Annotated in this window: 25 protein-coding genes and 1 pseudogene; 16 read left to right on the top strand and 10 right to left on the bottom strand. The window is 57.2% G+C overall.

The annotated features are described in order from the left end of the window. Positions 1-4: 4 nt before the first annotated feature. From FGE05_RS03350 to FGE05_RS03360, 3 genes are all read left to right on the top strand, one after another. Positions 5-652 carry a ferric reductase-like transmembrane domain-containing protein gene (locus FGE05_RS03350; protein WP_218938862.1) on the top strand — a complete coding sequence of 216 codons (648 nt, stop codon included), beginning with the start codon at positions 5-7 and terminating at the stop codon, positions 650-652. A 99-nt stretch (positions 653-751) separates the two neighbouring features. After that, a complete protein-coding gene (locus FGE05_RS03355) occupies positions 752-1,609 on the top strand; it encodes an alpha/beta fold hydrolase (protein WP_139641519.1) in 858 nt (285 codons plus the stop codon). 68 nt (positions 1,610-1,677) lie between these two features. Beyond that, a complete protein-coding gene (locus tag FGE05_RS03360) occupies positions 1,678-2,487 on the top strand; it encodes an alpha/beta fold hydrolase (protein WP_139641521.1) in 810 nt (269 codons plus the stop codon). A 217-nt stretch (positions 2,488-2,704) separates the two neighbouring features. On the opposite strand, the gene FGE05_RS03365 is transcribed toward FGE05_RS03360, so the two are convergent. After that, positions 2,705-3,670, bottom strand: coding sequence for an endonuclease/exonuclease/phosphatase family protein (locus FGE05_RS03365; RefSeq protein WP_139641522.1), 966 nt, complete (start codon positions 3,668-3,670; stop codon positions 2,705-2,707). A gap of 535 nt (positions 3,671-4,205) precedes the next feature. Here FGE05_RS03365 and FGE05_RS03370 point away from each other — a divergent pair. Continuing rightward, positions 4,206-4,478: a hypothetical protein gene (locus tag FGE05_RS03370; protein ID WP_139641524.1), complete on the top strand. Its 273-nt coding sequence runs from the start codon at positions 4,206-4,208 to the stop codon at positions 4,476-4,478. A 141-nt stretch (positions 4,479-4,619) separates the two neighbouring features. On the opposite strand, the gene FGE05_RS03375 is transcribed toward FGE05_RS03370, so the two are convergent. From FGE05_RS03375 to FGE05_RS03390, 4 genes are read right to left on the bottom strand one after another with little or no spacing between them, the layout of a single operon-like run. Next, a complete protein-coding gene (locus FGE05_RS03375) occupies positions 4,620-7,568 on the bottom strand; it encodes a bpX6 domain-containing protein (RefSeq protein ID WP_139641526.1) in 2,949 nt (982 codons plus the stop codon). Further along, positions 7,555-9,384: a hypothetical protein gene (locus FGE05_RS03380; RefSeq protein ID WP_139641528.1), complete on the bottom strand. Its 1,830-nt coding sequence runs from the start codon at positions 9,382-9,384 to the stop codon at positions 7,555-7,557. The genes FGE05_RS03375 and FGE05_RS03380 overlap by 14 nt, the downstream gene beginning before the upstream one ends. Further along, the gene (locus FGE05_RS03385; protein WP_139641530.1) at positions 9,384-9,821 is read right to left on the bottom strand and encodes a hypothetical protein; all 438 of its coding nucleotides are present in this window, start codon (positions 9,819-9,821) and stop codon (positions 9,384-9,386) included. Before FGE05_RS03385 ends, FGE05_RS03380 begins: the two co-directional genes overlap by 1 nt. 5 nt (positions 9,822-9,826) lie before the next feature. After that, positions 9,827-10,948, bottom strand: coding sequence for an AAA family ATPase (locus FGE05_RS03390; RefSeq protein ID WP_139641532.1), 1,122 nt, complete (start codon positions 10,946-10,948; stop codon positions 9,827-9,829). Positions 10,949-11,171: 223 nt separating this feature from the next. On the opposite strand from FGE05_RS03390, the gene FGE05_RS03395 reads away from it, so the two are divergent. The 4 genes and pseudogenes from FGE05_RS03395 to FGE05_RS30020 form a co-directional block, all read left to right on the top strand. Beyond that, complete coding sequence (locus tag FGE05_RS03395; protein WP_139641534.1) at positions 11,172-11,651, top strand: hypothetical protein; 480 nt, start codon at positions 11,172-11,174, stop codon at positions 11,649-11,651. A 12-nt stretch (positions 11,652-11,663) separates the two neighbouring features. Continuing rightward, the gene (locus FGE05_RS03400) at positions 11,664-11,906 is read left to right on the top strand and encodes a hypothetical protein (RefSeq protein WP_139641536.1); all 243 of its coding nucleotides are present in this window, start codon (positions 11,664-11,666) and stop codon (positions 11,904-11,906) included. Between the two features lie 219 nt (positions 11,907-12,125). Continuing rightward, positions 12,126-12,527 carry a hypothetical protein gene (locus FGE05_RS03405; RefSeq protein WP_139641538.1) on the top strand — a complete coding sequence of 134 codons (402 nt, stop codon included), beginning with the start codon at positions 12,126-12,128 and terminating at the stop codon, positions 12,525-12,527. A 33-nt stretch (positions 12,528-12,560) separates the two neighbouring features. Beyond that, positions 12,561-12,683 (top strand): annotated as a pseudogene (locus FGE05_RS30020) (adenylate kinase); the annotation flags it as partial. 73 nt (positions 12,684-12,756) lie between these two features. Here the strand turns inward: FGE05_RS30020 and FGE05_RS03415 are convergent. Continuing rightward, positions 12,757-13,452, bottom strand: coding sequence for a DUF1963 domain-containing protein (locus FGE05_RS03415; RefSeq protein WP_139641540.1), 696 nt, complete (start codon positions 13,450-13,452; stop codon positions 12,757-12,759). Between the two features lie 766 nt (positions 13,453-14,218). On the opposite strand from FGE05_RS03415, the gene FGE05_RS03425 reads away from it, so the two are divergent. Both FGE05_RS03425 and FGE05_RS03430 read left to right on the top strand, forming a co-directional pair. After that, positions 14,219-14,626, top strand: coding sequence for a helix-turn-helix domain-containing protein (locus tag FGE05_RS03425; protein WP_055134950.1), 408 nt, complete (start codon positions 14,219-14,221; stop codon positions 14,624-14,626). 294 nt (positions 14,627-14,920) lie between these two features. Then, a complete protein-coding gene (locus FGE05_RS03430; RefSeq protein WP_055134949.1) occupies positions 14,921-15,994 on the top strand; it encodes an alkene reductase in 1,074 nt (357 codons plus the stop codon). Positions 15,995-16,288: 294 nt separating this feature from the next. On the opposite strand, the gene FGE05_RS03440 is transcribed toward FGE05_RS03430, so the two are convergent. The 3 genes from FGE05_RS03440 to FGE05_RS03450 form a co-directional block, all read right to left on the bottom strand. Further along, positions 16,289-16,768: a DUF4411 family protein gene (locus FGE05_RS03440; protein ID WP_055134948.1), complete on the bottom strand. Its 480-nt coding sequence runs from the start codon at positions 16,766-16,768 to the stop codon at positions 16,289-16,291. Continuing rightward, on the bottom strand, positions 16,755-17,903 hold the full coding sequence (locus FGE05_RS03445; RefSeq protein ID WP_139641542.1) for an ImmA/IrrE family metallo-endopeptidase: 1,149 nt from the start codon (positions 17,901-17,903) through the stop codon (positions 16,755-16,757). Before FGE05_RS03445 ends, FGE05_RS03440 begins: the two co-directional genes overlap by 14 nt. 354 nt (positions 17,904-18,257) lie before the next feature. After that, positions 18,258-18,668: a helix-turn-helix domain-containing protein gene (locus FGE05_RS03450; protein WP_257225571.1), complete on the bottom strand. Its 411-nt coding sequence runs from the start codon at positions 18,666-18,668 to the stop codon at positions 18,258-18,260. Positions 18,669-18,754: 86 nt separating this feature from the next. Here FGE05_RS03450 and FGE05_RS03455 point away from each other — a divergent pair, with 86 nt between their 5' ends. After that, a complete protein-coding gene (locus tag FGE05_RS03455) occupies positions 18,755-19,594 on the top strand; it encodes an SDR family oxidoreductase (protein WP_139641543.1) in 840 nt (279 codons plus the stop codon). A gap of 165 nt (positions 19,595-19,759) precedes the next feature. Here the strand turns inward: FGE05_RS03455 and FGE05_RS03460 are convergent, their stop codons facing one another. Then, positions 19,760-20,899, bottom strand: coding sequence for a hypothetical protein (locus FGE05_RS03460; protein WP_139641545.1), 1,140 nt, complete (start codon positions 20,897-20,899; stop codon positions 19,760-19,762). A 197-nt stretch (positions 20,900-21,096) separates the two neighbouring features. On the opposite strand from FGE05_RS03460, the gene hxsA2 reads away from it, so the two are divergent. From hxsA2 to FGE05_RS03485, 5 genes are all read left to right on the top strand, one after another. Beyond that, a complete protein-coding gene (gene hxsA2 / locus FGE05_RS03465) occupies positions 21,097-21,402 on the top strand; it encodes a His-Xaa-Ser repeat protein HxsA2 (protein WP_139641547.1) in 306 nt (101 codons plus the stop codon). Next, positions 21,402-21,707, top strand: coding sequence for a His-Xaa-Ser system protein HxsD (gene hxsD, locus FGE05_RS03470; RefSeq protein ID WP_139641549.1), 306 nt, complete (start codon positions 21,402-21,404; stop codon positions 21,705-21,707). The genes hxsA2 and hxsD overlap by 1 nt, the downstream gene beginning before the upstream one ends. Beyond that, the gene (gene hxsB, locus FGE05_RS03475; protein ID WP_139641551.1) at positions 21,700-23,157 is read left to right on the top strand and encodes a His-Xaa-Ser system radical SAM maturase HxsB; all 1,458 of its coding nucleotides are present in this window, start codon (positions 21,700-21,702) and stop codon (positions 23,155-23,157) included. The genes hxsD and hxsB overlap by 8 nt, the downstream gene beginning before the upstream one ends. Continuing rightward, a complete protein-coding gene (hxsC, locus tag FGE05_RS03480) occupies positions 23,151-24,314 on the top strand; it encodes a His-Xaa-Ser system radical SAM maturase HxsC (RefSeq protein ID WP_139641553.1) in 1,164 nt (387 codons plus the stop codon). Before hxsB ends, hxsC begins: the two co-directional genes overlap by 7 nt. Positions 24,315-24,667: 353 nt before the next feature. Beyond that, positions 24,668-25,807 (top strand): hypothetical protein, encoded by a 1,140-nt coding sequence (locus FGE05_RS03485; protein ID WP_139641555.1) that lies wholly within the window; start codon positions 24,668-24,670, stop codon positions 25,805-25,807. Positions 25,808-25,978 lie beyond the last annotated feature (171 nt).

Genomic DNA, 25,978 nt, shown 5'->3' on the forward strand with positions numbered 1-25,978 from the left:
TGCCATGCATACCCCATCCTACCGCCCCCAGGGCTGGCAGCTGTTCGGCCTGGTCGCAGCCCTGGTGGTGGCGATGAGCATCACGGCAGTCGCTGTCCAACCCGACCTGGTCGAGGGACTGCGCAGCGCCATCCGCGCCACCGCCCGTTCCTCCTTCGCACTGTTCCTGATCGCGTTCACCGCGTCGGCCTTCGCTGTACTGGTGCCTTCGCCGCTTTCCAAGGCACTGGTTCGCGAACGACGCTTCATCGGCCTCGCCTTTGCCTTCTCGCACCTGGTGCATGCTGTGCTGATCTACGCCTATGGGCAGCTCAATACCGAGTTCTGGCCGGCCCGCACCGTGGCGAACAACATTCCAGGCGGGACCGCCTACACCTTCATCCTGCTGATGGCGCTGACCTCATTCAAAGCACCCGCCCGGCTGCTGGGCCCCAAGGCATGGAAGACCTTGCACGTCACTGGCATGTGGGTCATCGCCGCCGTATTCGCCCTCTCCAACTTCAAGCGCATCCCGATGAGCGACTGGTACGTGCTGCCCTTCGGCATCACCTGCGCCGCCGTGGCGATCCGACTGGTCGGCAAGCTGGCCCAGGCCAATAAACGCAGCCAGGCCAGGCAGGCCTCGATACGCCGGGCGGCGGTGATCTCCTGAGCTCGCAGCCAGCAAAGCGGCCTTCTCAGACACGACATATTTCTCCAATACATTTCTCAGAAGCAGTCATCCCGACTGCCTAAAACAAGGAAGCAAAAAATGAGCACCAGCATCCCTACCCAGAACGGCAGCTATATCACCACCCAGGACGGCGTACAGCTCTACTACAAGGACTGGGGCCCGAAGGATGGACAAGTCGTCACCTTCAGCCATGGCTGGCCGCTGAATTCGGATAGCTGGGAATCACAGATGCTGTTCCTGGCTGACCAAGGCTACCGGGTGATCGCCCACGACCGCCGCGGCCATGGCCGCTCCAGCCAGCCGTGGGAAGGCAACGACATGGATCACTACGCCGATGACCTGGCCGCTGTGATCAACGCCCTGGATCTCAAAGACGTCACCCTGGTGGGCTTCTCCACCGGTGGCGGCGAAATCACCCGCTACATCGGTCGCCACGGTACCGCTCGGGTGAAGAAGGCCGCATTGATCAGCGCCGTGCCGCCAATGATGCTCAAGACCGCAGACTACCCGGGCGGCCTGCCGATCGAAGTGTTCGACGGCCTGCGCCAGGCCTCACTGGACAACCGCTCGCAGCTGTATCGCGACATCGCCTCGGGCCCGTTCTTCGGCTTCAACCGCGACGGGGCGAAGGTCTCCCAGGGGCTGATCGATTCGTTCTGGGTGCAGGGCATGCAAGCGGGCCACAAGAACACCTACGACTGCATCGCGGCGTTCTCGGCAACGGACTTCCGCGCCGACCTGGCCAAGTTCGACGTGCCGACCCTGATTGTGCACGGCGACGACGACCAGATCGTCCCGATCGCGGCCTCCGCCCATGCCGCCGCCGAGCTGGTGCAGAACGCCGAGCTGATCGTCTATCAGGGTGCGCCCCACGGGCTGACCGACACCCACAAGGACCGCCTGAATCAGGACCTGTTGAATTTCCTCGGCAAGTAAGCCCATCGCCGGGCTCATGTGCCGCCCAGCGCCGCACATGAGCCCGGCATCCCTATAAAAGAAAAGGAATGATCATGCTCAGTCTCAAATCGCTCTTGGCCGCCGCCATCACCGCAGCAATGGCGCTGACTTCCCTTCAGAGCACAGCCGCCACGCAACCCGACGCCGCCAAGCCCACCGTCGTGCTGGTGCATGGCGCCTTCGCCGAATCGTCCAGCTGGAATGGCGTCGCCACCCGGTTGCTGAGCCAGGGCTACCCGGTGGTGGCAGCCGCCAACCCGCTGCGCGGCGTGAAGCAAGACGCCGACTATGTCGCTGACATCGTCGAGCACACCGCCGGCCCGGTGATCCTCGTAGGCCACTCCTACGGTGGCGCCGTGATCACCAACGCCGTACATGACAACCCGCGGGTCAAAGCGCTGGTCTACGTCGCGGCCTTCGCCCCGGACAAAGGCGAAACCGCCATCGAACTGTCCGGCCGTTACCCGGGCGGCACCCTCGGGCCGACCCTGGCCGCACCGGTGCCACTGGACGACGGCAATAAGGACCTCTACATCCAGCAGGACAAATTCGGCCAACAGTTCGCCGCCGACGTTCCAGCGGCTGAGTCCGCACTGATGGCCGCCACCCAACGGCCCATCAGCGAGGCGGCCTTGAAGGAAGCTTCTGGCGATCCGGCCTGGAAAAAACTGCCGTCCTGGTTCATCTACGGTTCGGCGGACAAGAACATCCCCGAGGCTGCCCTGAAGTTCATGGCCGACCGTGCGGGCTCGAAAAAGACCGTCACCGTCCCCGGCGCCTCCCACGTGGTGATGACGTCCAACCCGGAGAAAGTGGCGGATCTGATCGTTGAAGCGGCGCAAGCCAGTTCCAAATGATGATCGCGTACTGACTAAAAAACCCGGCGCAGGACGCCGGGTTTTTTATTGCAAAGCGCCCCCAAAAAGCGCCGCTCAATTAAAGATCAAATCCCATTCCCCCTGTGGGAGCGAGCCTGCTCGCGATGGGGCCCTGCCAGCCTACACTTCGTCAACTGACAGACCGCTATCGCGAGCAGGCTCGCTCCCACAGGTTATGGGCCAGTCGATCAACCGCTTAGAACCTCATCCTGAAAACAAGCGGGCAATGGTCAGAACCCTTCATCGGCACAGGAAACTCCGATAACGAACCGGCCACATAGCGCTTTCTTAACTCGCGAGTTATCAATGCGTGGTCAATGAACCATTTGGAGCCTCCGCCCCGGCATTCGGGAAGGGCCTCATAACCTTCGGTTGGGCGAAACAACCTGGCAGCAGAAGGCTCGCCATCTGAAAGCTCAGCAAAAAGACTCACTTCTGGCGCTGTTTCGTGTTCAACCTCCGCGTCAAATCGACGATTGAAATCGCCGATAATCACTGCGGAAGCGCCAGACTGGATTGCCTTATCGAGCCAGGCTTCCAGAGCTGGTGCTTGCCTTCTAAGCACGTCGCAGGTGACGACCCCGTTAGCTTTATCACGCTTGGTCGCATACCCGCTGTTCAATGCCTGGTCAAAACAGCCACTTTTGAGGTGTACGGATAAAAGCTTGAGGGTCATGCCCTTGATCGTCACGGGTAACTCCGCGCCATGGCGAGCATGACTCTTGAAGGCCTCTCCAAGCGGGCGAACATCGCCGAGCCTCCCGACCTCAAGCCTGCTGGATTTGCGGACAACAAACCCCGTGCGCTGTATCCAAGGGCTCTGCATGTTGACGTAGAAATCGTACTGATCCTGCGGCCAGATCTGCTGAAGCGCCTCAGGACTCTCGACTTCCTGCACGGCAATCACATCAGCATTCAGCTGTGCCGCCACGGCCTTCATGTCCGCTATCTGCGCCGGCGATTTGCATTCCCACCGGTAGGGGTGTGTTTCTTCAAGTCGCTCGCGATCAGCGGCCTTGATTTGGGAGCACTCCTCGAACTCTCGCTGGCTGAGCGGAGCCGACCGCTGCCACTCCAGGTTCCATGTTGCGAAGGTGAGGGTTTCGGCCAGGGCAGGGTGTGAGAGGCAGGTAAGCGATAAGGCCAAATACAGTGGTTTCATGGCGGGAGAGTTCCAAGCGCGATGGCGGTGGGAGTCCAGGAAACGGCACTGCTTTTAGCCGCTGTTTGAGCGTAGCAGCCCATCGTGTTGCTACAGAGTTGTATCCAATGAAATCCTACCCACCTACCATGCGGGCTACGTATTGGTCAGCGTCGGGGCACCGGTCAACGGCGGTATCGGCCCGCGACGCACCTTCTCGATGTTGATCATCAAGACCTGACTGGAGACGTACATGCCCGTAATTATTCAGGTGTTCATTGCAGGTCCGGCGCCAACTGATGAATGACGCAAGCGCCTGACTCATAGGTTTGAGCAAGTTGGCTGAAAGGAAAAGCAAGTGGCAAAAACGGTCAGTCGTGATTGCCTGTTTCGGCTGGCGCAGAGCATGGCAGGCCCTCGCTTTTTCGCAGACAAGTGACGAAATCTGTAATGTCCGACTTACTCGGCAAGAAGGGACAATCAATTGGCGCGATTTTCAATCTACAGCGGACCGGTTTTGGTGGGCTATTCAGCCCTGGAGAATGGAGATCCTCCAATGGGCGTTGCTTTCGGTCAATTCGTCCCAGCCGATGGGTACCAGGCTATCCAGCAAGAATGCCGCGTAAATCACCTTGATCAATCGGCTTTAGCGCTTTGTGCTCAAACCGAAGCGGGCTTGGTTATTCCATGTGCTGGCATTGGCATTCTGGACTACTCGGAAGAGCTTCTGCTCGAATTGATCGAGATAAACATTCTCGGCATTCCTCGTCCTCTTTACGAAGAGTTGTTTCCTGAAAAGGTCGCGAGATATAAGGGCCAGTTTGATTAGGCGAATCAATTGAGAGGCAAGCAGAAATCAGACCGCCGCCTCTGACACCACAAAGCCATAGCAACCCAACCCCGTGGAGAGGGAGTTTGCCCCCGTTTGAGTGCGAAGCGCTCATAAACCCTCCACCTCGGCGACGCTTCACTACACCGACAAACTGCGCACCATAGAGCTGACTATATCGATATGCCACAGCCGGCCTTGATGGTCGAAGAGCACCCATTCATCGCCCACGCAACGCAATTTCGCATCCTGCAGCGGCCAGTCCAAAACGGTACATAACCGCTGACTATGGCGGTGGATAAAGTGCCAACGTGCGTCATCGTCGCCGGTTGCGTAGCAGACCACCAGCCACTGCTCGAACGAATAGATGTGCAACGGATCGGTACACCCCTGAATCAGATCGGGCAAGGGATAGCGCGTGCTCGTGCCGCCCTCGTAGGCCCTCAGCATGGGATCGCTGTTGGCTTCATGCTCGATCCAGAATTCAGTGGTCCGACCGGCCGCGTTATACACCTGCCAACTGCGCTCCTCACGCCGGGCGGGCATGGATTCGCGGCTGAGCAATCGGCGGTCAGGCAGGCGGTAATGCCAGAGTTGGAAATCGTGAGGGGTGTCCAGCAATACGGATTCGTTGCGCTCGTCATCCCGAAGGAAGGCAACCTGTCCAGGAAGATCGCCAACATGCCAGAGAGTGTCGAACCGGCGATCCACATCCACAACACGCAATTGCGAGCCTCGGCCGATGGTCCAGGCCGTGCCGTCGAAATGCTTGGCGAAAGCGTCCAGCATCAGCACGCCCAGATCGCTGGCGCTGCGATTGACCAGATCCAGCTTGCAGATGCGCCAGACGTCGCCGCGACGCGCCAGCGCCAGCGCGACCCGTCGGCTGTGGCCCAGCACGATGGTCTGGGTGGGCACCGGAAAGTGGAAGACTGTATTGCCGTTAGCCTCGACCACCAATGCGCCAGCTTCGCCCAGTGCCAGCAGGTAACGTCCGTCGGTCAAGGGCACGGCATCGCAGATAGTCCGGTTGCCTCTTTCCGGCGCCGTGAACGACAAAGGGGTGCTTACCCGCTCAAGGTTCTGATTGAGGACTTTGTTCCGGGGCAGGGCGCTACCGGGCAGGTCCGCTTGGAGCAGTTTGTCCTTGCTCATTTTCACCAGCGATTGAAGCTGGTTCTGAGTGAGATAAGCTTGTTGATTGGTCTGGTCACAGATCATCGCCCGCACGGTCGCGGCAGCCAGCCAAGCCAGGGCGGGACTGTGGGCCTTGTGTGCCAGCAGCGCCTGGGCCAGGGCGGCGCGTTCCATGACCCGCTCGGGTTCGTTGCGCAGTTTTTCGACCCAGCTGTCGTATGTCGAAAGGGTGTCGGGAAGCAGGATTGCCCGTTTCACCAGTGAGTTGATAGCCAGGCTACCTCCCGCAGCCTCGGCGGCCAGCAGCCATTGCGTGGCGCGTTCGCGCTCTGCCGGCAGACTCCAGACCACGTCCACCGCCTGCAACCACAGACCTTTTTCAGTCAGGGCCAGCGCCCATTCCAAGCGCAGACGCGCGGCGGCTTCCGGCCATTTCTTTTCGAGCATGAGGACGGCATCGGCGAACGCGTTGTCGCGCCGCGCCACTTGCAAAGCTCGCTGCCAATCCCCTGCCAGGCACAGCAGACGTACGATGGTCGAGGTGGGCATATCCCAGGCCAGCGCAAGGTCAGCCGCCTGTTGATAGCGCTGGTGCTTTTCCAGATAGTCGAGCGCTTCGTGGCGTGCCCTCAACAGCTCGGCCAGGACAAACACGGCCTCCTCGATGCGCCCTTCGCGATCCAGTCGCTCAAAGGACTGCCGGTAGATCTGCTTGAGATGGGTCTCAAGACCTGCCTCAAACAGCATGCTGGTGCGGGGCCCTGAATGCTGGCTAAGCGTCAGATCCTGGCGCCTGTTAGGCGTGCCGAAGGCCTGACCTGCATTGCCCTGGCCGCCGCCCAGCGGGATGGCATGGCGCAATGCTTCTTCCAAGTCGCCGTTTTCGAACATCTCCAACATGCGCTGCATGTAAGCGGCCTGACGCTTCCCGTAGAGTGCTGACAGACGCGAATTCTGGGTCAGGCGCGTCAGCCAGCGCCGCCATCTGGCCGGGCCTCGTGGTTGGCCCGACGCCCGTGGCGGCATCGGCGGCTTCGATGGTCGGGCGGCGTTGGCGGCAGCGGCAGGGGGCGCATGGCTTGCTGCCGAATGGGTGCCGTTGCGTCGCATCCAGGCACGCATCGCCATCAGTATCAAGGTGAAAAGTACCGCGCCAATTACTGTCCAGATCAAGACGCTGCCCAGATCGAACGTGGAGGGATCCACAGAGCGTGGCGGCTTGGCTGTCTCAGCAGCACGGGTAGCGGCTGGTAACTGCGGGCCGTTGAGGGAAAGCATTTGGTAAAGGCCAATACCCACTGCCAATGCAATGAGACCCCGCAGGAAGTGTAACGAGCCGGTACTCTGCGGATTATTCGCGGGGCTGTGACGCGCCGTAGGTACGCCAGGAGTAGCGGTCTGACGCTGGCGTTCTAGCAGGGCTTGCATCACCGCCTCTCGCTCGGGACTGACCGGCGCAAGCGAGTCACCCAGGATTTCCCGTATGTCGGTCTGTACCGCCAGCGGATCGGCTTGCGGCTCCGGCAATACGTCCTGACAGTTGTAAGTGTCGAGCAAGGCGTACTGGTTGACGTCGATCCATTGGCTGGGAGCCAGAATATTGGCTTCCCGCAGGTGCAGGGTATTGACCTGCGTGCCGCGTACCAACCAGACATCGGCGTGGGCCAGACGCTGCATTTCTTCAGGGCTCAGCCGCGCTGAGCAAAGCGTTCCGCCTTGGCGGATCAGTGGCCAGCCAGCGAGTCCTTCACACAGCATGGCGCGCGCCTTGGGAAAGCGCAGCAAGTCGCCGTCGGCAAAGCGATAGGCCCTGGCGTCGGTTTGCCAGTGGCTGAGTATCAGCCGCGCCCGTTCCTTCTCGCTGAAGCGTTCGACGGGGAACCACAGCGCCTCGATCGGCTGATAACCGCTCAATGCTGGACGGCGAATCATGACTGCTTCAAGTCCGGACATGGGCGTCGCTCTCCGACTGCGTTTGGGCCTGATTGCACATGACCTGCAATATCCTGAGCTCGTCCCGCACCGAATACACCACTAGTTCCCGAGCATTGGTCAAAGCGGCGATCAGCCCGCTCATCGGGCAAAAGCTGATTCTGGCAATGGTTTCGCTGGTAGTGAACAGCACATCTTGCTCACCCCGGCAGTACAGGGCGACGGTCTGCTGGTTAGGGCCGAGCAGGACCATGGAAAACTCCTCGTCCTCTCCTATCAGCAATCCCAGCCCTTTCCAGCCGGGTGCCAGGTCCACCTGTCTGGTCTGAAGGTCGGAGGCCACCATCTGCCACTTCTGTTGCCCGTCGACCAGACGCATCCATGCGCAACCGTAGAAGGCTTTGTTCCAGCGCGGACTTGCCGGGAACAGCACCTGGTCGACCTTGTCCGTGGTGCCTACCACATGGCCGGGAGATTGGCTGATCCAGGGATTGATCCGGTGGACGTACAGTCGACCGGCATCATGGCGCAGATAGGCCAGCATACTGAGATCGACCTGCGCCATACCCACCACCTTATCGGCCATCGGGTGGGTGACACCAGGCTGGTGCGGAGTAGGCAGCTTTTGGTTCTCGACCACCCAGAAGGCCAGATGACCTTGGCTGTCGAGCAGGAAAACCCTGCCGTAGGTGCCGTTGTGCAGCCACACCGCGGGCAGCAGTGTGGCAGTGCCCACGGGTAGTTGCAGTTGGTCACGTTCAGGTCGGGCGACGGGTTTGAGGCCGGTCATGTTCCAGAAAACCAGCTGCTCGTTGATGCTCAGGATCGCGCTGGGCGTGCGGCCGCGGAACATGATCGCCAGCGGCGTAGCGCAGTTGGTCCAGAGAGTGCGGCGAACGTCGAGCGGCTTTTTCTGTCGTGGAGCTGGAAGCTTGACCAACACGAGCCCGGGTTCGTCGAGCAGTTTCAGGGCGACATGGGAGCCGTTGCTAGCAATGACCGGGGGCAACGTCAGCGCAACCCTTGGAATAAGGGTCTTGACCGGGGTGCGAGCCAGCTGTCGTGCGACATCGAACTCACCCTTGATCAGTTGCAAGGCAAATCGCTGGTCGGGGTTGGGCAGGGCGACTTGTCGGGTGCTTCCGTTTTGCAACGCGAACATCAGGCTGCGGCCATCGAGGCTGCCCTGTATCTGGACCCGATGAGTACAGGAACGGGCGTCGGTAGCAGGCAGTCGCTGACCGACGAGCCAGCGTTCGCCGTTGTCATGTTCCTGTCCCGCCAGCCAGATGCGCCAGGTATGCCAGTGCTCATCGCTGACTATTTGATAAGAGCGGGCGGCGAGCAGTTGCTTCAAATGCGCAGCGCTCTTGAACTCATGCAACTGTGGCGCGTTTTGCAAAATACCCCAGCGCAGTTCGGCCCCGGCTTCGCTGGCACGGCGGGCGAGCAGGATCAGCAGCGCCAGGTGTACCAGCCGTGGTCCGCCCAGTTGCAGCGGGCCGGCGTCGAACAGCACGACGATCATGCGGTTGGCCTGATGAGTGCGGTATTGCGGCGCCAGAAACAGATGTTCGCCAACTGCCGCTCTGCGCAGGAACTCGTCGGGCAGTTCGTCGGCCAGCAACCACTCGCTGGTCAGCAGTCGCTCATACGGGCCACGGCGTTGCAGATCGCCAAGGCCGTCGGGTTCGGGCACGCCGCCCTGCTGCATGCCGCGCAATGGGCCTAGCAACGGGTTGAGGCGTGCAAACAGGTCCGCCAACAAGGGCAACTGTTCGGGGGGAAACCAGTGCAGCCAGTCTCGCCAGGGTTGCAGGGATTGGGGTAATTGCATCAGCGACCTGCCCAACCATTCTGAATGCGTTGCAGATGCCGGGCCGTGACGGGCAGGCATCGGTCGAGCGGCACCACTGCCCTGGGGGCATGCCACAGCAGCAGTGGCGCACGCGCGAATCGGCCGAGCAGCGCTTGTCCCATCAGGTCCAGCGGTGCATCGGGTTCCCAACTGGTGGGCAACCAGAGACCGGGTGCGGCGGGCTCGGTGCAGGCGTAGTCCACACCTTCGACCCACGGCAGGTCGTCGGCATTGCCTGTGACGATCAGCACGTCACGGTTGGCAGTAGCATGCAGCCGCATGGTCTGGTCTTCGGGCATGCGCAGCAACCGTGCGAGCAGGCGCGCAGCGACTTCGCCCCAAGCCACGGCGGCCTGTGCTCGACCTGGCTCGGGCCGTACTCGCCAGTTCCAATCGATGGCAATGGCGTCGGCCATGTTCGTCATGCCTGGTTTGTCAGCAGATGGGCCACTTGTCCGCGTGCCTCATACAGGCGCGGGGGAATGGTCTGGATGTTGAAGTTGGCATCGATTTCGCGCAGCAGCGCTTCCAACAACGGGGATGCGGGCGGTTCGCTGCGAGCCAGATAATCCTCTGCCGTTTCAAGCAGACGATGCAGGCGAGCCATCGGTTGCAGCGTCGCCTCCTCGACGGCACTGAACAAATGGCTGTTGCTGCACTGGGCAAAAAGATCCTGCAAAACCTCGCGACCGTGTTGCTGGATCTCCCGGGTTGGCAGCACATAAAGCAACGGCCAGAGGTCGGCTTCGCTGGCTTGCAGGTGCCCGCGCAGCAAAGCCGCCGCTGCGATCAGACGCTGGGATTTGACGATACGTCGGTCAGATAGCTGTATACCGGCCTCTCGCAACCGGCGGATGGCCTGTGCCAGCGCTGGCCGCACCAGTGACAAATCGACGTCCTTGAGCGCATGGCCCAGCGTGTCCAGCTGAGTCAGCCCCAGCAGTTGTGGAACCGGGCGCTGCTCCGACTGCCAGCCGCCGGCCAGCATTGCTTCGAGCTGGTTGTCGGGGACTGCGTCCACGAAGAGATGCAGCAGAAAGCGGTCGCCGAAGGCCGCCAGCGATTCGTCGTCGGGCAGACCGTTCGCCGCTGCGACACATACGCGCAAGGGGCACTGGACCTGGGTGTGACCCCGGCGGAAACGTCGTTCGTTGAGAACGCCAAGCAGGGTGTTGAGGATGGCCGTCGAGCCCAGGAACACTTCATCCAGGAACACGATGTCGGCTTCGGGCAGCATGCCGCTGATATCGGTTTCCACAGTGCCTTCGCGCAGCTTCTTCAGGTCGACCGTACCAAACAGCTCCGAAGGTTCGGTGAAGCGCCCCAACAGATACTCGAAATAGCGACCGCCCATGGACTGCGCAACCCGACGCACCACAGCGCTTTTCGCCGTGCCGGGCGGACCCACCACCAGAATGTGTTCTTGGGCGACAGCCGCCAATACGATCAACTCGGCCAACTGCTCGCGGCCGACCAGGCCCTCAGTGGCGGCGCGAACGGCGTGACGGATCTGACTGGCGGCGAGGTTGAGCGAAGCGGACATGGGGCATCTTCCTTGAATCTGGAGGGGCACATCTTGCCTGAAGGAGAGGGTGGGCTGGCAAGTTCATCGGCATGTGAGGCGCAAGCTTGAGGCGGTGTGCGCCATTGCCTCGTCACTCATGGCCTCATGCGTCCATGCACTTTGCCTAGCAAAGGTGAAATGATTTGAATCCAATGCGCTCGTTGTAGAGAATCGCCGCCTTTACCTCGAAAGGATACGAGTGATGAAGTTCGAAGGGACTTTCCAATACATGGGCAATCACGGGATCGTCTTCAACGTCTCGCAGATCACCCTCACCGACAGCGAACGCGGACGCCTGCGCGAGCTGCATTTTGGCGAGGCGAAAAGCGCCCACTATGAGGTCAACAGCAAGGTCGTCGAGGTGTACGACAAGATGCAGGCCAAGAACCTGCCTTGTGTGATGATGATCGGCATCTCCAAGCCGCTGACCCGACAACAGGGCGATGTCCTCAATGCCCAGCGCACCACGATCGCCAATCTTGCTGCCTCTGCTTTCACTGCTACCACCAGTGCCGTGGCCTCCACTTATGTGGGGGTTCCTGTTGGAATCGGTGTGCGCATGTATGCCAATGAAATTCTTCCCACCTACCATGCGGGCGACGTGCTGGTGAGTATCGAGGCGCAGGTCAATGGCGGCATCGGCCCGCAACGCAGCTTCTCGACATTGATCATCAAGACCTGACGGGAGAGATACATGTCCGACATTACCCAGATGATTATTGCCATGGTGATGTACTTTCTATTCGATCAGTTTCTCAAGCCGTATCTGCTGCGCAAGTGGCTGGGAGTGGCGTTGGTGGCGGCGGGTGCGGTTGGCTGCGTTGTGGCAGGTCAGAGCCGTCTGTTGGGGTTTGATCTGGGATTGCTGTCGGTTTTTGCCGTCGGGATGGGGGTGGGATTGTTCATGAGGCGGCGGCGGTTTGAGCAGATTGGCTGAAGCAGAGCGGGCAGATTTGCCCCGTGGCGAGGGAGCTTGCTCCCGCTTGAGTGCGAAGCGCTCATAAAACCCACCACGCCCCAATGTCCTGGCCGAAGCGGTCGGTGGACTGCTGGCGGACAGAGAGTGTCCTGCTAACCTTTTTCTGTAGTCGGACTCATTGTCGCCAAGCGGCGTTTCCCTAAATAGGTTTACGGTTGCCGCAACAAGAAACGCGACATGACATGGCACCTGATGAAAGAGAGTGGTAGGAGTAGCGCCGTGAAATTCCGATGCCCTGGCTGTGGTTATATCGTAGACAGCCTTCCGCCGACCCATAAGTGCCCGAAATGCGATGAGTTTTCCCGCGATTGGTTGATTTATGACTGGGAGGGCTTTGCTTCAATCAAACGCCGTCATATTAAGTACGACCTTTTAATAATTGGCATGATTCTAATTAATCTGCTTGCGGGAATTACCTTAAGGTCAACCAATGTATTTCAGTGGTTAGCCAACTTATTAATTATCCCAGCCGTCATCAGTTTGTTTTATTGTCGAAGGCAGCTTGGAAGAAAATCGGAATACGAAGGGCATAAAGGTGGGACTGTATTTCCTTGGTTTATCGGTATAGGAGGGATCTAATACGGCCGATAACTCCAGAGGTCTCCATGTGTCTGGATGCCCACGAACCCTCCTTTTACGACCAAACGCCCACCCAGTGAGCGCGTGTCGATGATCCAGCAAAAGTCTGGTGAGGACGATTGGGCGCTGACCGGTTCCTGTATGGTCTGGGGCGAGGTTAATCGATAGGCATCTGGCCTGAAAGTGCGCGGGGCCCCCGCCGAGGGTGCTGAAAGAAGATGGCAACACATCAGTAAAAATCATAATAAAGCGCCCACTCCCCAGTTTCGTTGTGCTTCCAGAACATCAGGCTCCCACTGTCGACCACGTTCAGATTGATCTTCGCGTCTGATGAGATCTGGAACACAAACTCAAAGCCTTCACCCGGATCGACACCCGACTGACAGAAAGAGGGGTAACCGCCGAACTTGTGTTCGTAGGAGTGGGTGACCAAGTCGTAATAGCTCTGTATCTCGCCCGCGCGTTCCAGCGCGAGGATTGCTTGCTCAAGGTCCTCTGGCACACCACCGCCATCCCAGAGTGGAAAGTCCTCCGGTACCGCTTGCGCTTTCAGTGGGAAGGGTTTGAGAAATGCACCCGCCACCGGCAGAGACTTGCGTACCAACACATCATCCGGCCCATATTCACGGATGACCCAATTATTCCCCATTGGCTCAAAGTGCTCGGGAAACGGGTTTGAAATGAACACCGTCAGCACACGAACCCCCGCCAGCAGCGGATTGTTGACGGGCAGGGCGGGCAGGTAAAACTGTGCATAGGGGAGCAATGGTTGCCCTGCCTGGTTGGCGGGCAGCCCTTCATCCGGCCGGAACAGGAAGACCTTGCCCAGCCAGCTTTCTTCATCGGTGCCGGTAGGGCGAAAGCCGCCGGCAATTAGCTTTACGGCGGGGCGGGCTAGGCGTTGTTTGATTTCCTGGATGTCCATGGATGTAACCCTTCCTTTTGCTACAGGTGTAAAGGCCGCAGATTGGCGGTGTGCGGGCTCGGGTGGCAGCGCTTTTCTCCTGAGCCAGGGTGCATCGGTGGCTTCCAGGAGTGGGATTTCGCACACAGCACGGGCCACGACCTTCCTGAAGGTCTTACCTGTGTCTGAGCGTCATCGATACCGGCTCGGCCAGTGGTGAGGAGACGATAGAGCCCAATGGCAAGGCGGACAAGCCGGCGGATTCGAGTTTAGTTAGCTGAGTAGCGCTTCGAGCAGGCAGACTGAAAAAAAGCGGGCAGATTCGCCCCGTGGCGAGGGAGCTTGCTCCCGCTTGAGTGCGAAGCACTCACAAAAATCTATCAAGCGCCGCCTCCCTTGTGGTGAGGGGATTCATCCCCTGGCGCCCGGAATTTGCCGCCGCCAACCCGACTCTGCCGAGGTGGTTTCTCGACGACCGTACCGAGCTCTCGTTGCGGCTGGCCGAGCTGCGCATGCCGGTCCTGCTGCTGTGGGGCAATGCGGATCCGATCAGCCCCGTTCGAGTTGGTCAGCGTCTTGCTCAACGGTTGCCCACGCGCAGTTGCATGTTTCCCTGGCGCCGATCACAGCCGGGGCTTTACCCATGCAGATGCAGTCGCGAGCTTGATCGACAGCCATCTGGTCCGTGGCTGAGCGGTAATAGATCCGCCGCTTCCTAACGGTATATTCTGGATACCGGCGACGAATAGAAAGCCCAAGATCGCCTTGGCATCCAGAGGAAACCGCAATGCTCGAAATCGAACCCCAATGCTTTTCATCGGCATGCCCCAGCCGTGCCCTCTTCGAGCAGATATCTGACAAGTGGTCGATGATGGTGTTAGTCGTGCTGGACGAGGGCCCGCAGCGTTTCAATGCAATCAGGCGCAGGCTGGAGGGCGTTACCCAGAAGGCGCTGACGCAGTGCTTGCGCCGTCTCGAGCGCAATGGCCTGGTGTCGCGCCAGGTGATATCGCTCTCGCCAGTGGCGGTGCAATACCAGATCACAGCGCTTGGTCGCACGTTGCAACGGCCCCTGAGCCAACTCCATGAATGGACACTTGTAAAACTGTCCGAAGTTGAAGCCGCCAGGGAAATATTCGACCAGGCCAAAGACGTGTCAGGGCTTGCGATCGCGTCGTTTTCCCAACCTGGTTGATCGGATCGGACGCGAGTAACCCAGCCATATTTTGATCCGCTGAACGACAGGCATTGCGCCTGTCGTTTGAGATATCCGCCTGGAAACCAGGTTTCCTCAGACCTACTAACGCGACTCAAGGTGCCTGATTGACGCCAGATTTATTCGGTATACCGTGATCGCGTCAGCACCTCGGTGCGCCCATCAATATTCCCGAAAACTATTTACGGATTCACGTAACGGGTCGCCATGTGCGTCGCGAACGCTGCTGGGTGGACATTCGATTGAAGATCATCGTTAGCCAAAGAGAATCTCATGAGCCATTCAAAACTATTAACGCCCGTCGGCAATGCACAGCTGACCTTCAAAAACCGTGTGTTCATGGCACCTATGACCCGAGGGCGTTCGAAAGACCGAATCGCCAATGAACTCACCGCAACTTATTACGCACAGCGCGCATCCGCAGGTCTGATCTTCTCGGAAGGAGCCCAGATCAGCTCCCAGGCCATTGGTTGGACTAACACGCCCGGTATCCATACATCGGAGCAAATTGCTGGATGGAAGAAGGTCACCCAAGCCGTCCATGAAGCGGGGGGGCTGATCTTCGCCCAGCTATGGCACACAGGCCGTGCCTCCCACCCTGATTTCCACAATGGCGAATTACCTGTTGCGCCATCGGCGGTACCTTTCAACAGCCAAGCCTTCACTGACGAGGGGATCAAGCCGTCCGTTGTGCCACGGGCACTAACCCTCGACGAAATCCAAGCCACCCTGAACGATTACGAAACCGCCGCCCGCGCAGCCAAAGCGGCGGGGTTTGACGGCGTCGAAGTTCACGGTGCCAACGGCTACTTGCCGGCTCAGTTCCTGGAAGACGGATCCAACAAACGAACCGACGCTTATGGCGGCACCATTGAAAAGCGCGCCCGTTTCCTGCTGGAAGCCACGGACGCTGCTATCAAAGTATTCGGACCAGAGCGGGTCTCTGTAAGGCTCTCACCGCGTATTCCTTACAACGACATGGGCGATTCCACGCTTGAGCAAACCTACATGTTTGTCGTCGAAGCGTTGGAAAAGAAGAAAGTGGGCATCCTGCACTTCATGGAGCCGCCCGCATTGCCCGAGGGCCTGAAACTGTTGGCACCTGAAGCAAGAAAACGCTTCACGGGCCTGTTTGTGGTGAATGTCGGTTACGACCAGAAAACAGCCGAACAGGCTTTGGAGAGTGGCTTAGCGGATGCGGTGACCTTCGGTAGCCTTTTCATCAGCAACCCTGATCTGCCGGAGCGGTTCAAGGTTGGTGCACCGCTGGCGCCTGCCGACCAGAGTACCTATTACAGTGGCAACGAGCAGGGATATACCGATTACCCAGCGTTTTCTGTTGCATAGGTAGAAAGGGGGGGCGGGTTTATTTTCTGAAAATATATCCGTCCCCTCGTCTAATGCCGATCAGTTAAGCAGTGGCTGGGAATGTTGTTGGCGGCGGCGGGTGCGGTTGGCTGCGTTGTGGCAGGTCAGAACCACTTGTTCGGGTTTGATCTGGGATTGCTGTCGGTCTTTGCCGTGACTACGGGATGAGGTTGTTCATGAAACGGCGGCGGTTTGAGCAGGTTGACCAAGGAGAAGAAGGGGTAAATGGAATATCAGAAAATATCCCATTTTGTACTCAATGAGTTGAAGTCATCACCCGAAAACCGCTTGTGATCGCTTGATGTAGTCGAGGAAGTTGATCCAAGGGGTTTGCACACTTTCCATATTGCTAACAGCAGGAATCTTCCAATTGCGTTTGAGCTTGTTCGCAGAAGGCTGAAACGCCTCATCCGTGACTAACTCGCAGCCATGTAGCTTCGCGGTGGCAATGATGTATAGATCATTTTCATCGACCCCAGCACCGTATTTGTCTTCTTCGATCTCGAGCAATCCTTTGATACGAAAGGCTTCCAACAGAATCGCCTCGGTCACAGGCATCTTTTGCAGACCTGCATCCTTCAGCCAAGTCACGCACTCCGGTGCTTTGTGCCCAACCTCTTCGGCGGCAACCTCGGACATCCGAATCACCCCTTGCATCACTCGATCCGCCATCCATGCCCAAAGACCCGGAAACTGCGCGATAGGGTAGTTATCCCATGCGTAAAGCATGGATGAGGCATCAAACACCTGCATAGAAGCGTTCCAGCTTGTGCAGGTCCGAGATCTTAAGGTTGTCGAGATAGCTGCTTGCCTTGGCAAGAGTGATACGACGAGCGTTCATGGCTTCCAGCACTGTGCGCACGTAACCATCGCCAAAAATGTGCCGGGGTTCGCGATTGCGGTGCTCTCGGCTGCCACCCTCTTTTTCAGGCATTACTCGTTGCGTGCTCCACCGCCGGTATGCGGCATAGGCTTCGCTTGGCAAACGTCCGGCATCCATCAGACGCCGTAGAATCATCTCGCCGCTCACACCCCACGCCCTGCGTTGTGGTTCCAGCCAGCCATCAAATTCGGCCACCTCAACAGGGCGCTCATTGTCATGAATGCTTAGCAGAAACCGATCGGGGACCAATAGATGGCCGGCAAAGGCATTCGCCTCTTGCTCTTTATCGTCCGCCGAATACAAATCCTCTTCATCATCAATCGAGCTTGCACGATGAATAAGTAGGTGCCCCAACTCATGCATCAACGTGAAGCTTTGGCGGGTATCTGCATCCTGCTTTTTGACGACGATTACCGGGCATTCAGAATCGTAGAGCGAAAAACCGAGAATCGGGTTTTCTTTGGCAATCTGCCATTTACCGTTGTAGCCATTGCTGCGGAAGACCAACAGGCCGCGCGCTTCGATGGCCTTACGATAACTGTCGAAATTGTTAAGGTTCGCCAGCCCCAGCCATTCACGCACACGGCTGGCCGCATCGGGGATGCTCAGGCCTGCCAGGTCGGGCGGCGAGAAACGCACGACTTCCGTCGCATCAAGCTCCTCACGTAGTGCAAGGTACACGGTGCGATGGTGCTCCACTCGCTCAACCAGCAGCTTCAGGCGATGCGAAAGCTCCGGTTTCTGATTGCTCAAGGTGCGGAACTGCGGCGAGTGCACCTTTGCCTCGTTGACCGGCCCTGGCTCCATGAAAAACAAGGTGCCTCGCCCGAAAAAGGCCGCGAGCTTACGCAACTGGTTGAAGGTCAGCCCCGCCTCGCCGGCCATCACTTTTTCAAAGCTGGCAGGTGCTATATCGATCTCACGGGCGAGCTCGTCCCGCGTCATACCGTGATCGGTACAACACCAGTCTATCCGCGCGAGATTGATTGATTGGATACGTTCCATGATTTGAGTATATAGACGGTGTGTACCGGTGAACATGAGCCACCAAAGCTAGCTGCCGAAAGCTTGATGCGGTCGGGCCTATGACTTTCCCGGGGAGCTAGCATGCCGGAGTGTCATCGATACCGGCTCGGCCAGTGGTGAGGAAACGATAGAGCTCGAGGGCAGGGCTGAAAAGCCGGCGGATTCTGGTGCGGTTGTAGGCAAAGGCGCAAGGATATGTGGCTTGGAGGTGCGGTGGTCAGATCCTGGCTTGGCTCATAGAAGGTGGCGAAGCAGGAGCAAGCATCCACGCGAATGTTATTGAAGGGGGCCCCCTTGAATATAGACCTGTCTCTTTCCGCCGAGCAGCCCCAATTACCCCCGCGCCTCGCCCTCCGACCGACTCCGCCGCACCGACATAATCTGCGGAATCTTCTCCTCAATCCAATTCACCATCACCTCAAGATGCTCCGCCGCCTCCCGACCCAACGGCGTCAAGCGGTACTCCACATGCGGCGGCACCACCGGCAGCGACTTGCGATTGACCAACCCATCCGCTTCAAGCTCCTGCAACGTTTGCGACAGCATCTTCTCACTGACCCCGCCAATCTTGCGGCGCAGCTCGCTGAAGCGGTGCATTCCGCCCAGCAGCATGACCAGCACCAGCACGCCCCAGCGGCTGGTCATGTGCTTGAGGACTTCCCGCGAAGGGCAGTCGGCGCTCAGTACATCGCCGCGTCGAACAGCGGCGCTGAACGGCTCGGAATTTCCGGTAGGTGTGTCCACGATACTTACCTTTATGTACGTACTTACAAAAAGTTACCTTGGCCGCTAGGGTGACCATTCTTCCTTTCCCCATCAAGGTATTTGTCATGATCGCCATCACCGGAGCCTCCGGCCAACTGGGCCGTCTCGTTATCCAGTCCCTGCTTGAACGCGTGCCCGCCGAGCAAATCGTCGCCCTGGTCAGAGACCCCGGCAAAGTCCAGGACCTGGCCGCACGGGGCGTGGTGGTACGCACAGCCGACTACAACCAACCGGCCACATTGACTGCCGCGCTGAAAGGCGTCGAAAAACTGCTGTTGATTTCCTCCAGTGAAGTGGGCAGCCGGGCTGCCCAACACCGCGCCGTGATCGAAGCCGCCAAGGCCGCTGGTATCGCACTCCTCGCCTACACCAGCGTCCTGCACGCCGATACCTCCACGTTGGGCTTGGCCGCTGAACATTGCGATACCGAAGACGCCTTGAAAGCGTCCGGTGTGCCACACGTCTTGCTGCGCAACGGCTGGTACACCGAAAACTACCTGGCGAACGTACCGAGCGCCGTGGAACACGGCGTCCTGCTCGGCAGCGCCGGCGAAGGCCGCATCAGCTCCGCGCCCCGTGCCGACTACGCCCAAGCCGCAGCGGTGGTGCTGACCACTGAAGGGCAGGCGGGCAAGGTCTATGAACTGGCGGGGGATAGCAGCTACACCTTGACCGAACTGGCTGTGTTGATCAGCCAGAAAACCGGAAAGCCAGTGGTTTATCAGAACCTGCCGCAGGCTGAGTTTGAGGCGGTGTTGATCAGCGTGGGGTTGCCGGCGGGGTTGGCGGAGTTGCTGGCGGATTCTGATGCGGCGGCGGCGAAAGGGGCGTTGTTTGATGAGAGCGGGGTGCTGGGGCGGTTGATTGGGCGGGGGACTACGCCGGTTGCGGAGTCTTTGGGTTAAGCAGTCAATCAAGGTCCGGAAAATGAACTTGCGTGCCGGTCGACATCAACCGGCACGTGAAGCTGGGAGCGCGGTCCTTGGGCTGAATGGTTGTTGTGCTTGCAACACTTGACGTTTGTACTGGTGGAAAAAGAATGGAAATGTCGATTCGAAAGAAGCGCGTGGTCAAGGGGCTGCCTTTGATTGAAAATTCTTGGGTTTAGGAGCTGTAACGGGGACCGGCTGCTGAACAACCTTAACAACAGGAGGGGGCATTTTCTCCAGCGCGATGATCAGTCGTGCGTTGAGATCTTCGCTGTGCTTCTGAGCGTCCTGAAGCTGCTGCGTCAGTTCCGTTTGTGCCTGGCGTGACTCTTCAAGCTGCGTCTGAAGCGCTACAAGCAAAGCAGCGGACTGCTTGTCCGAAGACTTACCAGCCTCCGTCGCCAAAAATACCTGCCAACCGGTTAGGAACAACGAAACTAACGCAGAGAACACCAGACCTCCGATGGTGAGCTTCACCGTAGTCGAAGCAGATTTTTTGTTGTCTTCCAGATGCAACATAAATTCAGGCACGGCTTGCATCACAGACGTAGTTGCGTCGCCAATTGCCGCAGCCATACGAAGTAACTCGCTCGACATCACAGCCAATGTTCTTAGTGATTCTTCTGCCGCCTTGGCTGATCGCTCCGCTGGCAACACTATACTTTCAAGCGTCGGAGCGTCGTTCTGTCCTTGCAGGACCTTCGCTGAAAGATTGCCATGAAGCGGCTCTACGCATTCTGATTGGATAGAAGTAACCGGTCTTGACAGATCACGAACACGTTCGGTTAACGATCGCAGGCCGTCCAAGCTGCTCTTGAACCGGGTAACCGTATCTGGGGCCACAACAGTCCGAAATCGTTCAAGCATTTCCTTTCTGGAATTCGTAATGTGCTCCACCTGCATTTTGACAACCTGACCAAGGCCGGCAACAGACTCGGAGCCATCTAGAGATTCCGCACCGCAATGCCTATATGCGACAGGAAGCAAGGAAGCGATGTCTACCGGAGTGAGTCGCTCCAATTCTTCTGGCTGAATGGACGGTGCGTCGTAATCTTCGCTGTCCCTCGACAGTATTCTGCCCAAGACGTTATGCCCCGCAGCACTCAGGTCATCAACCCAAGTCGGTTCCGTGGCTATGCCTACCATGTCACCCACAGTGAAGTTCCGGACATAAATTGGCCCGATGCTGGTATTTACCTCCGTTTTCGTAACAAGATCTGCCAACCTCAGCTTTCGCTTATCCGTCATTCCTCCATCCCTTTTGTACTTGGCAATATGCATAGGTTATCGCGCATAGCGGCATAGAGCCATTACCCCGCTTTTGAGCATTTGCAGCGGGCCAGGCTGATTGATATCCAGAACTCCACGGGTGGCGTTTCATCAGCTAAAGTTCGTAGTAGTCGATTAATGGCACTTTGCCCCATGAGGGAACACCTATATAGTGCTGGCATAACCACACCATTCACAGGGATGTTGAAATGAAAAAGCGTGATTTTCTGCTGCCCCTTGCCACTCTGACTGCCGCCGTAACCGCCAACCAAGCATCGGCCTCCGTTGCGATGACCAGCACCGATAAAGCAGATGAAAGCACCGCCCTTGAGAACCAAGTCGCGGCACTGCCAATCGTCAATGTTGGCGAGCAGATGGTCACCGGTCGCCAAGGCGATAACCTCTTCAGTTTTATCCTAAAGCGTGGTGAAGACGGCCAGATGGTCGCTGCCCACTATTCGCATAGCTCACACGCGTCCCACAGTTCTCACAGCTCGCATTATTCGAGCCGCTGATGGCTGGCCTCGCGGAGCTGACCTTCGATGGTCAGCTGTACGGAGCCGAAGCAATCCAGAAGGCGGCATACCGTGCTATGCACGCCTTCACACTCGACCTGAAAGTCGACGGCGATAACATTCTCTGCACGCTGGTTGGCAATATCACAGCTGAGCAGGAAGCCTTTGAGCGTGCCGTTGAAGAGTTCCGAAAGGACGTGCTCGACTATCAGTTGCGTGCCCAGCTTCAGGCTGAAACCGCCCCTATTCGCAACCTCATAATAGGGCTGGCTTTCTCCAACGCCAGGCTGAACCAAAGTGAGTAAATTTCAGGGGCTGGATGCCTATACCCGGAGCGCCAAATACGAACTGCTGCCGTTCAAGTTCGACCGTCTTGAAGGTGATAACTACGTCATTACCAACATGACCGGCGAGTACCTAGAGGTGGCAAAGCCAGAGTTGCACGTCCTCCTCGCCAAAGATCTTGCAACGGAGCATCCGCTTTTCGCATCGCTGCGCGCCAAGCATTTCATCCGCTATGCCGATGAGCAGGCTCCCCTCGATCTGCTCGCATTGAAACTGCGTACGAGACTCTCGCGTCTGACAGGGTTCACTAGTCTGCACATCTTTGTGGTGACGCTGCGCTGTGACCATAGCTGCCCCTATTGTCAGGTTTCGCGGCAAATGGATGGCGAAACTTCCTTCGACATGACGCCCGATATGGCGGACAAGGCTTTGGATTTCGTCTTTCGATCTCCCAATCCTGCGATCAAGATCGAGTTCCAGGGCGGCGAACCACTTTTGAATTTCGAAATGGTGCGCTACGTAGTAGAGGCTGCAAAGCGACGAAACTTGGAGGAAAAGCGTGATCTTGAGTTTGTCATTGCTACCACGTTGTCGCTGCTCACCGACGATGTCCTCGCGTTCTGCCACGAGCACGACATTATCCTTTCGACGTCACTCGATGGCCCAGCAGACCTGCACAATGCAAATCGGCCTCGTGTCGGTCGTGATAGTTTCGAACGTTTCGAAGCAGGCTTGGCCAAGGCTCGCAATGTCCTGGGCGTGGACAGAGTTAGCGCTCTGATGACAACCACTGACAAGAGCCTGCCTCGTGTTAGAGAGATCATCGACGAGTACGTTCGACTGGGTTTCAACGGTATATTCCTGCGGGCGCTTTCTCCATATGGCTTCGCCATAAAAACACGCAAATTCATGACCTACGATACGGAGCGCTGGCTGGAGTTCTACAAGGAAGGCCTCGCCTATATCCTTGAACTGAACAAGGCTGGCGTCCCTTTCGTTGAGCACTATGCATCCCTGATTCTCAAGAAGATGCTTACCAGCAATGACCCGGGTTACGTCGACCTGATGAATCCCGCAGGCGCCGGTATCGCCGCGATCGTCTTCAACTATGACGGTTCAGTCTATGCCTCTGACGAGAGTCGAATGCTTGCAGAGATGGGGGATCAGACGTTCCGATTGGGCGATATCCTGACTGACAGCTACGAAGACATCATTCTTTCCGATGTACTGCTTGATGCCTTGGAACAGTCGTTCACTCTGAGCGCGCCAATGTGTTCCGACTGCGCTTTTGAACCCTACTGCGGCGCCGAACCAGTGTTCCATCACGCCATATTCAAGGACGTTCTAGGCAGAAAGGCTGAGTCCTCGTTCTGCAAGCGGAACATGTCAATCTTCAAACACCTTATCGGCCTGATGAACTCAGACGCCTCTACTCGCCGCCTCTTCATGCAATGGGCCAACGCATGCTGAAACTCGCTGGGAAAGTCGGGCGAATCCAACTGGTCGAAGTCCAGGATCGTCCATTGCTACTGCAGGTCAGCACCAATCCGGCGATCCCAATGGTGCTGCGGGCGACGCAAGCCTTTTTGGTTTCTGAACAGGAATTGCCTGAAGGCTACTTGCATTATTTGATTCCCGAAGGTCTTGAATCGCGCGTGCAAGAGCTGGAAGGGAAGAGCTCTTTTACCTTACTGCCTAACGACTATCATTACCTGGGGCATGGGGACATCATTCGCCTGGACGGTCAGGCGATTCGGGTGCTGTTTAGGGCTAATTCTGGACATAACTCGTTGTTGGTGACCGAGCAGTGCAACCACTATTGCCTCATGTGTTCCCAGCCACCCAAGAACGTTGACGACAGCTGGATCCTCGATGAGCTCGAAGCACTGATTCCCCTGATCCCCAGGGAAACACCCGAGGTAGGGTTCTCAGGTGGAGAACCAACGCTGGCCGGGGCTCGATTCATCAATCTCATGCGGATGATGAAGTCCTACCTCCCCAGAACTGTCGTACACGTACTCTCAAACGGTCGCACGTTCGCCGATGAGTCTTTTGCTCGCCAGTATGCAGAGGTCGACCATCCTGACATCATGGTCGGGATCCCGCTTTACTCTGATGATCCAGACTTGCATGACTACATCGTGCAGGCGCCTGGAGCATTTCACGAAACGGTCCAGGGGATTCTCAACCTCAAGCGCCTGAACCAGAAGGTTGAAATCCGGATCGTCCTGCACAAGCAGTCGATCAGCCGTCTGCCGCAACTGTGCGAGTACATCGCACGAAATCTACTCTTCGTTGATCACGTGACGCTGATGGGATTGGAAATGATCGGCTTCACGCGGGCCAATCTGGAAGCCTTGTGGATCGACCCCGCAGACTACCGAGACGTTCTGAGCGAAGCTGTAGGCATCTTGGCTGCTTATCGAATGAACGTGTCTGTCTACAACCACCAGTTGTGCTTGGTGAACGACGATGTGCTTCCGTACTACCGAAAGTCCATTAGCGATTGGAAGAACGAGTACGTGCCAGAGTGTGATGGGTGTGCACGTAAATCTGAATGCGGTGGCTTTTTTTCTTCCGGAGTGCGTAATGGATACAGCAAGGCTATTACCCCTTTTCTACCGTGACGTCCGTCCAGTAAAGAGCTGATTCCTTACGCTCGCTTCGAGACCTCGATCCGTCTACGGCGATACCAGAAAAAGGGCCGACTTACTATCTGCAAATTATTCTGTCCCTTTTGGTCCACACCGAAAACGGACCACGATGGCTTTCAGCGTTTTTCTGTGAGTCGTTTTCTGTGAGTAAGACAACGTTGCAAGGCGCAGCAGAGGCGTGTATCGCTAAAATCGATCATTAACAGCAGGACTGATTGACTAGCATCTATTTGATATCATTCGCACGAGGTCATTCGCCAACATCCTGAGCTCCGTCAGCTCAAAGACGGCAGAAACAGCGAACGATCTAACGGGGCCGCCACAGTGTGGCGCTTGAAAATGCAGATTTTGTTCGTAAATTGAGGGCTGTAATGGGACATGACCATTGGGAAGAAGATGCGATGCAGCGCCGTATGGATGAAGCTCGGAACCAAACCAACGAATTTGAAGAAGAATTAGAGCGTCAGCACCACCGTGACCGGCAGCGCGAATTAGAAATCGAGCTTGAATTAAGTCAGCGAAGGGAAAATCTCGATAAAGCGGAGAGGAGAAGTATTCTTGTTAAGAAGCTTATTGCAACTTTTACTATCTTAGCCGGTATGATTGCGGCGGTTGGGATTTTATCTCGAGTTTTACAGGAGAGTAAGCTTGGGGAGTTGCTTCTCTCTGGTTGGACTGCCCCAGCCATAGTGACATCTCTTGTAGTAATGGTTATGTCAAAAATATGGGCGGACGGTTGGGGGCAAGACGACAACTCTTTTGTAGAGCTGGATAAGCGAGCGAGAAATGAAAAAACACGCTACAGAGCGTCGCAATTTGATGCGCTGCTCGCCACGATAAATGAATCCGTTAAAGATGTAGAAGGCTCCGGGAAAAGTAAAGAACGCTCGCGCACGATCGCCGGAGGTCTGAGTTTTATGGAGCAAATGCGGGCTGTTATCGAGTCTTTGGATTATCAGATTGATTATGCAGAACAAAAAGCGTCAACCCTGCTAGATATAGGGCGCCGCTTTGTACGCTGGGGTATCTGGCTATATGTATTGTCTATTGTGATTTGGCAGGTTTATTTGTGGAGTGTTAGTTTTGTATTTAATCCTGGAATAATCTCGGGCATGGTGTCGAGCTCGCTTCTGTTCTTAATTGTTGAGTTTTTGGGCGCGTGGTACTTAAAGCAATATCGTCACTATGGAGATTCTGCATTTTCGTATATGAAGGTTAGGTCTTCTTATAATAGATATATGTTGGCGTATTGTGCCGTTGTTCAGTTTTCCGGGAACGATCTTCCTGCGGCTAAAGATGATATTTTGAAGGTTTTAGCCGAGCCGGAGAAGTGGCCGGATTTCAAAGAAGTAACCACAAACGACTTCAATTATATGTTGCAGTCGGTTGAGTCTCTCGGGGCCGTATTTGAAAAGCTTAAGGGCGTTTTCGGACGCAATGGCAAAGATAATTCTGAACGATCGTAGATGCACATTATGCCGGCAGGGTTGGCGGCGTTGCTGGCGGATTCTGAAGCGGCGGCGAAAGGGGCATTGTTTGATGAGAGTGGGGTGTTGGGGCGGTTGATTGGGCGAGGAAATACTTCGGTTGCGGATTCTTTGAGTTAAGTAGCCAAACCAAGGCCAGGAAAATTGACT

The sequence above is a fragment of the Pseudomonas sp. ICMP22404 genome, from assembly GCF_006227205.1.
GTDB lineage: Bacteria > Pseudomonadota > Gammaproteobacteria > Pseudomonadales > Pseudomonadaceae > Aquipseudomonas.

What these genes read in the sequence shown, in the direction of transcription:
- FGE05_RS03350 (WP_218938862.1), top strand. Translation starts at nt 5, where the DNA reads ATGCATACCCCATCCTACCGCCCCCAGGGCTGGCAGCTGTTCGGCCTG.
- FGE05_RS03355 (WP_139641519.1), top strand. Translation starts at nt 752, where the DNA reads ATGAGCACCAGCATCCCTACCCAGAACGGCAGCTATATCACCACCCAG.
- FGE05_RS03360 (WP_139641521.1), top strand. Translation starts at nt 1,678, where the DNA reads ATGATCATGCTCAGTCTCAAATCGCTCTTGGCCGCCGCCATCACCGCA.
- FGE05_RS03365 (WP_139641522.1), bottom strand. Translation starts at nt 3,670, where the DNA reads ATGAAACCACTGTATTTGGCCTTATCGCTTACCTGCCTCTCACACCCT.
- FGE05_RS03370 (WP_139641524.1), top strand. Translation starts at nt 4,206, where the DNA reads ATGGGCGTTGCTTTCGGTCAATTCGTCCCAGCCGATGGGTACCAGGCT.
- FGE05_RS03375 (WP_139641526.1), bottom strand. Translation starts at nt 7,568, where the DNA reads ATGTCCGGACTTGAAGCAGTCATGATTCGCCGTCCAGCATTGAGCGGT.
- FGE05_RS03380 (WP_139641528.1), bottom strand. Translation starts at nt 9,384, where the DNA reads ATGCAATTACCCCAATCCCTGCAACCCTGGCGAGACTGGCTGCACTGG.
- FGE05_RS03385 (WP_139641530.1), bottom strand. Translation starts at nt 9,821, where the DNA reads ATGGCCGACGCCATTGCCATCGATTGGAACTGGCGAGTACGGCCCGAG.
- FGE05_RS03390 (WP_139641532.1), bottom strand. Translation starts at nt 10,948, where the DNA reads ATGTCCGCTTCGCTCAACCTCGCCGCCAGTCAGATCCGTCACGCCGTT.
- FGE05_RS03395 (WP_139641534.1), top strand. Translation starts at nt 11,172, where the DNA reads ATGAAGTTCGAAGGGACTTTCCAATACATGGGCAATCACGGGATCGTC.
- FGE05_RS03400 (WP_139641536.1), top strand. Translation starts at nt 11,664, where the DNA reads ATGTCCGACATTACCCAGATGATTATTGCCATGGTGATGTACTTTCTA.
- FGE05_RS03405 (WP_139641538.1), top strand. Translation starts at nt 12,126, where the DNA reads ATGACATGGCACCTGATGAAAGAGAGTGGTAGGAGTAGCGCCGTGAAA.
- FGE05_RS03415 (WP_139641540.1), bottom strand. Translation starts at nt 13,452, where the DNA reads ATGGACATCCAGGAAATCAAACAACGCCTAGCCCGCCCCGCCGTAAAG.
- FGE05_RS03425 (WP_055134950.1), top strand. Translation starts at nt 14,219, where the DNA reads ATGCTCGAAATCGAACCCCAATGCTTTTCATCGGCATGCCCCAGCCGT.
- FGE05_RS03430 (WP_055134949.1), top strand. Translation starts at nt 14,921, where the DNA reads ATGAGCCATTCAAAACTATTAACGCCCGTCGGCAATGCACAGCTGACC.
- FGE05_RS03440 (WP_055134948.1), bottom strand. Translation starts at nt 16,768, where the DNA reads ATGCAGGTGTTTGATGCCTCATCCATGCTTTACGCATGGGATAACTAC.
- FGE05_RS03445 (WP_139641542.1), bottom strand. Translation starts at nt 17,903, where the DNA reads ATGGAACGTATCCAATCAATCAATCTCGCGCGGATAGACTGGTGTTGT.
- FGE05_RS03455 (WP_139641543.1), top strand. Translation starts at nt 18,755, where the DNA reads ATGATCGCCATCACCGGAGCCTCCGGCCAACTGGGCCGTCTCGTTATC.
- FGE05_RS03460 (WP_139641545.1), bottom strand. Translation starts at nt 20,899, where the DNA reads ATGCATATTGCCAAGTACAAAAGGGATGGAGGAATGACGGATAAGCGA.
- hxsA2 (WP_139641547.1), top strand. Translation starts at nt 21,097, where the DNA reads ATGAAAAAGCGTGATTTTCTGCTGCCCCTTGCCACTCTGACTGCCGCC.
- hxsD (WP_139641549.1), top strand. Translation starts at nt 21,402, where the DNA reads ATGGCTGGCCTCGCGGAGCTGACCTTCGATGGTCAGCTGTACGGAGCC.
- hxsC (WP_139641553.1), top strand. Translation starts at nt 23,151, where the DNA reads ATGCTGAAACTCGCTGGGAAAGTCGGGCGAATCCAACTGGTCGAAGTC.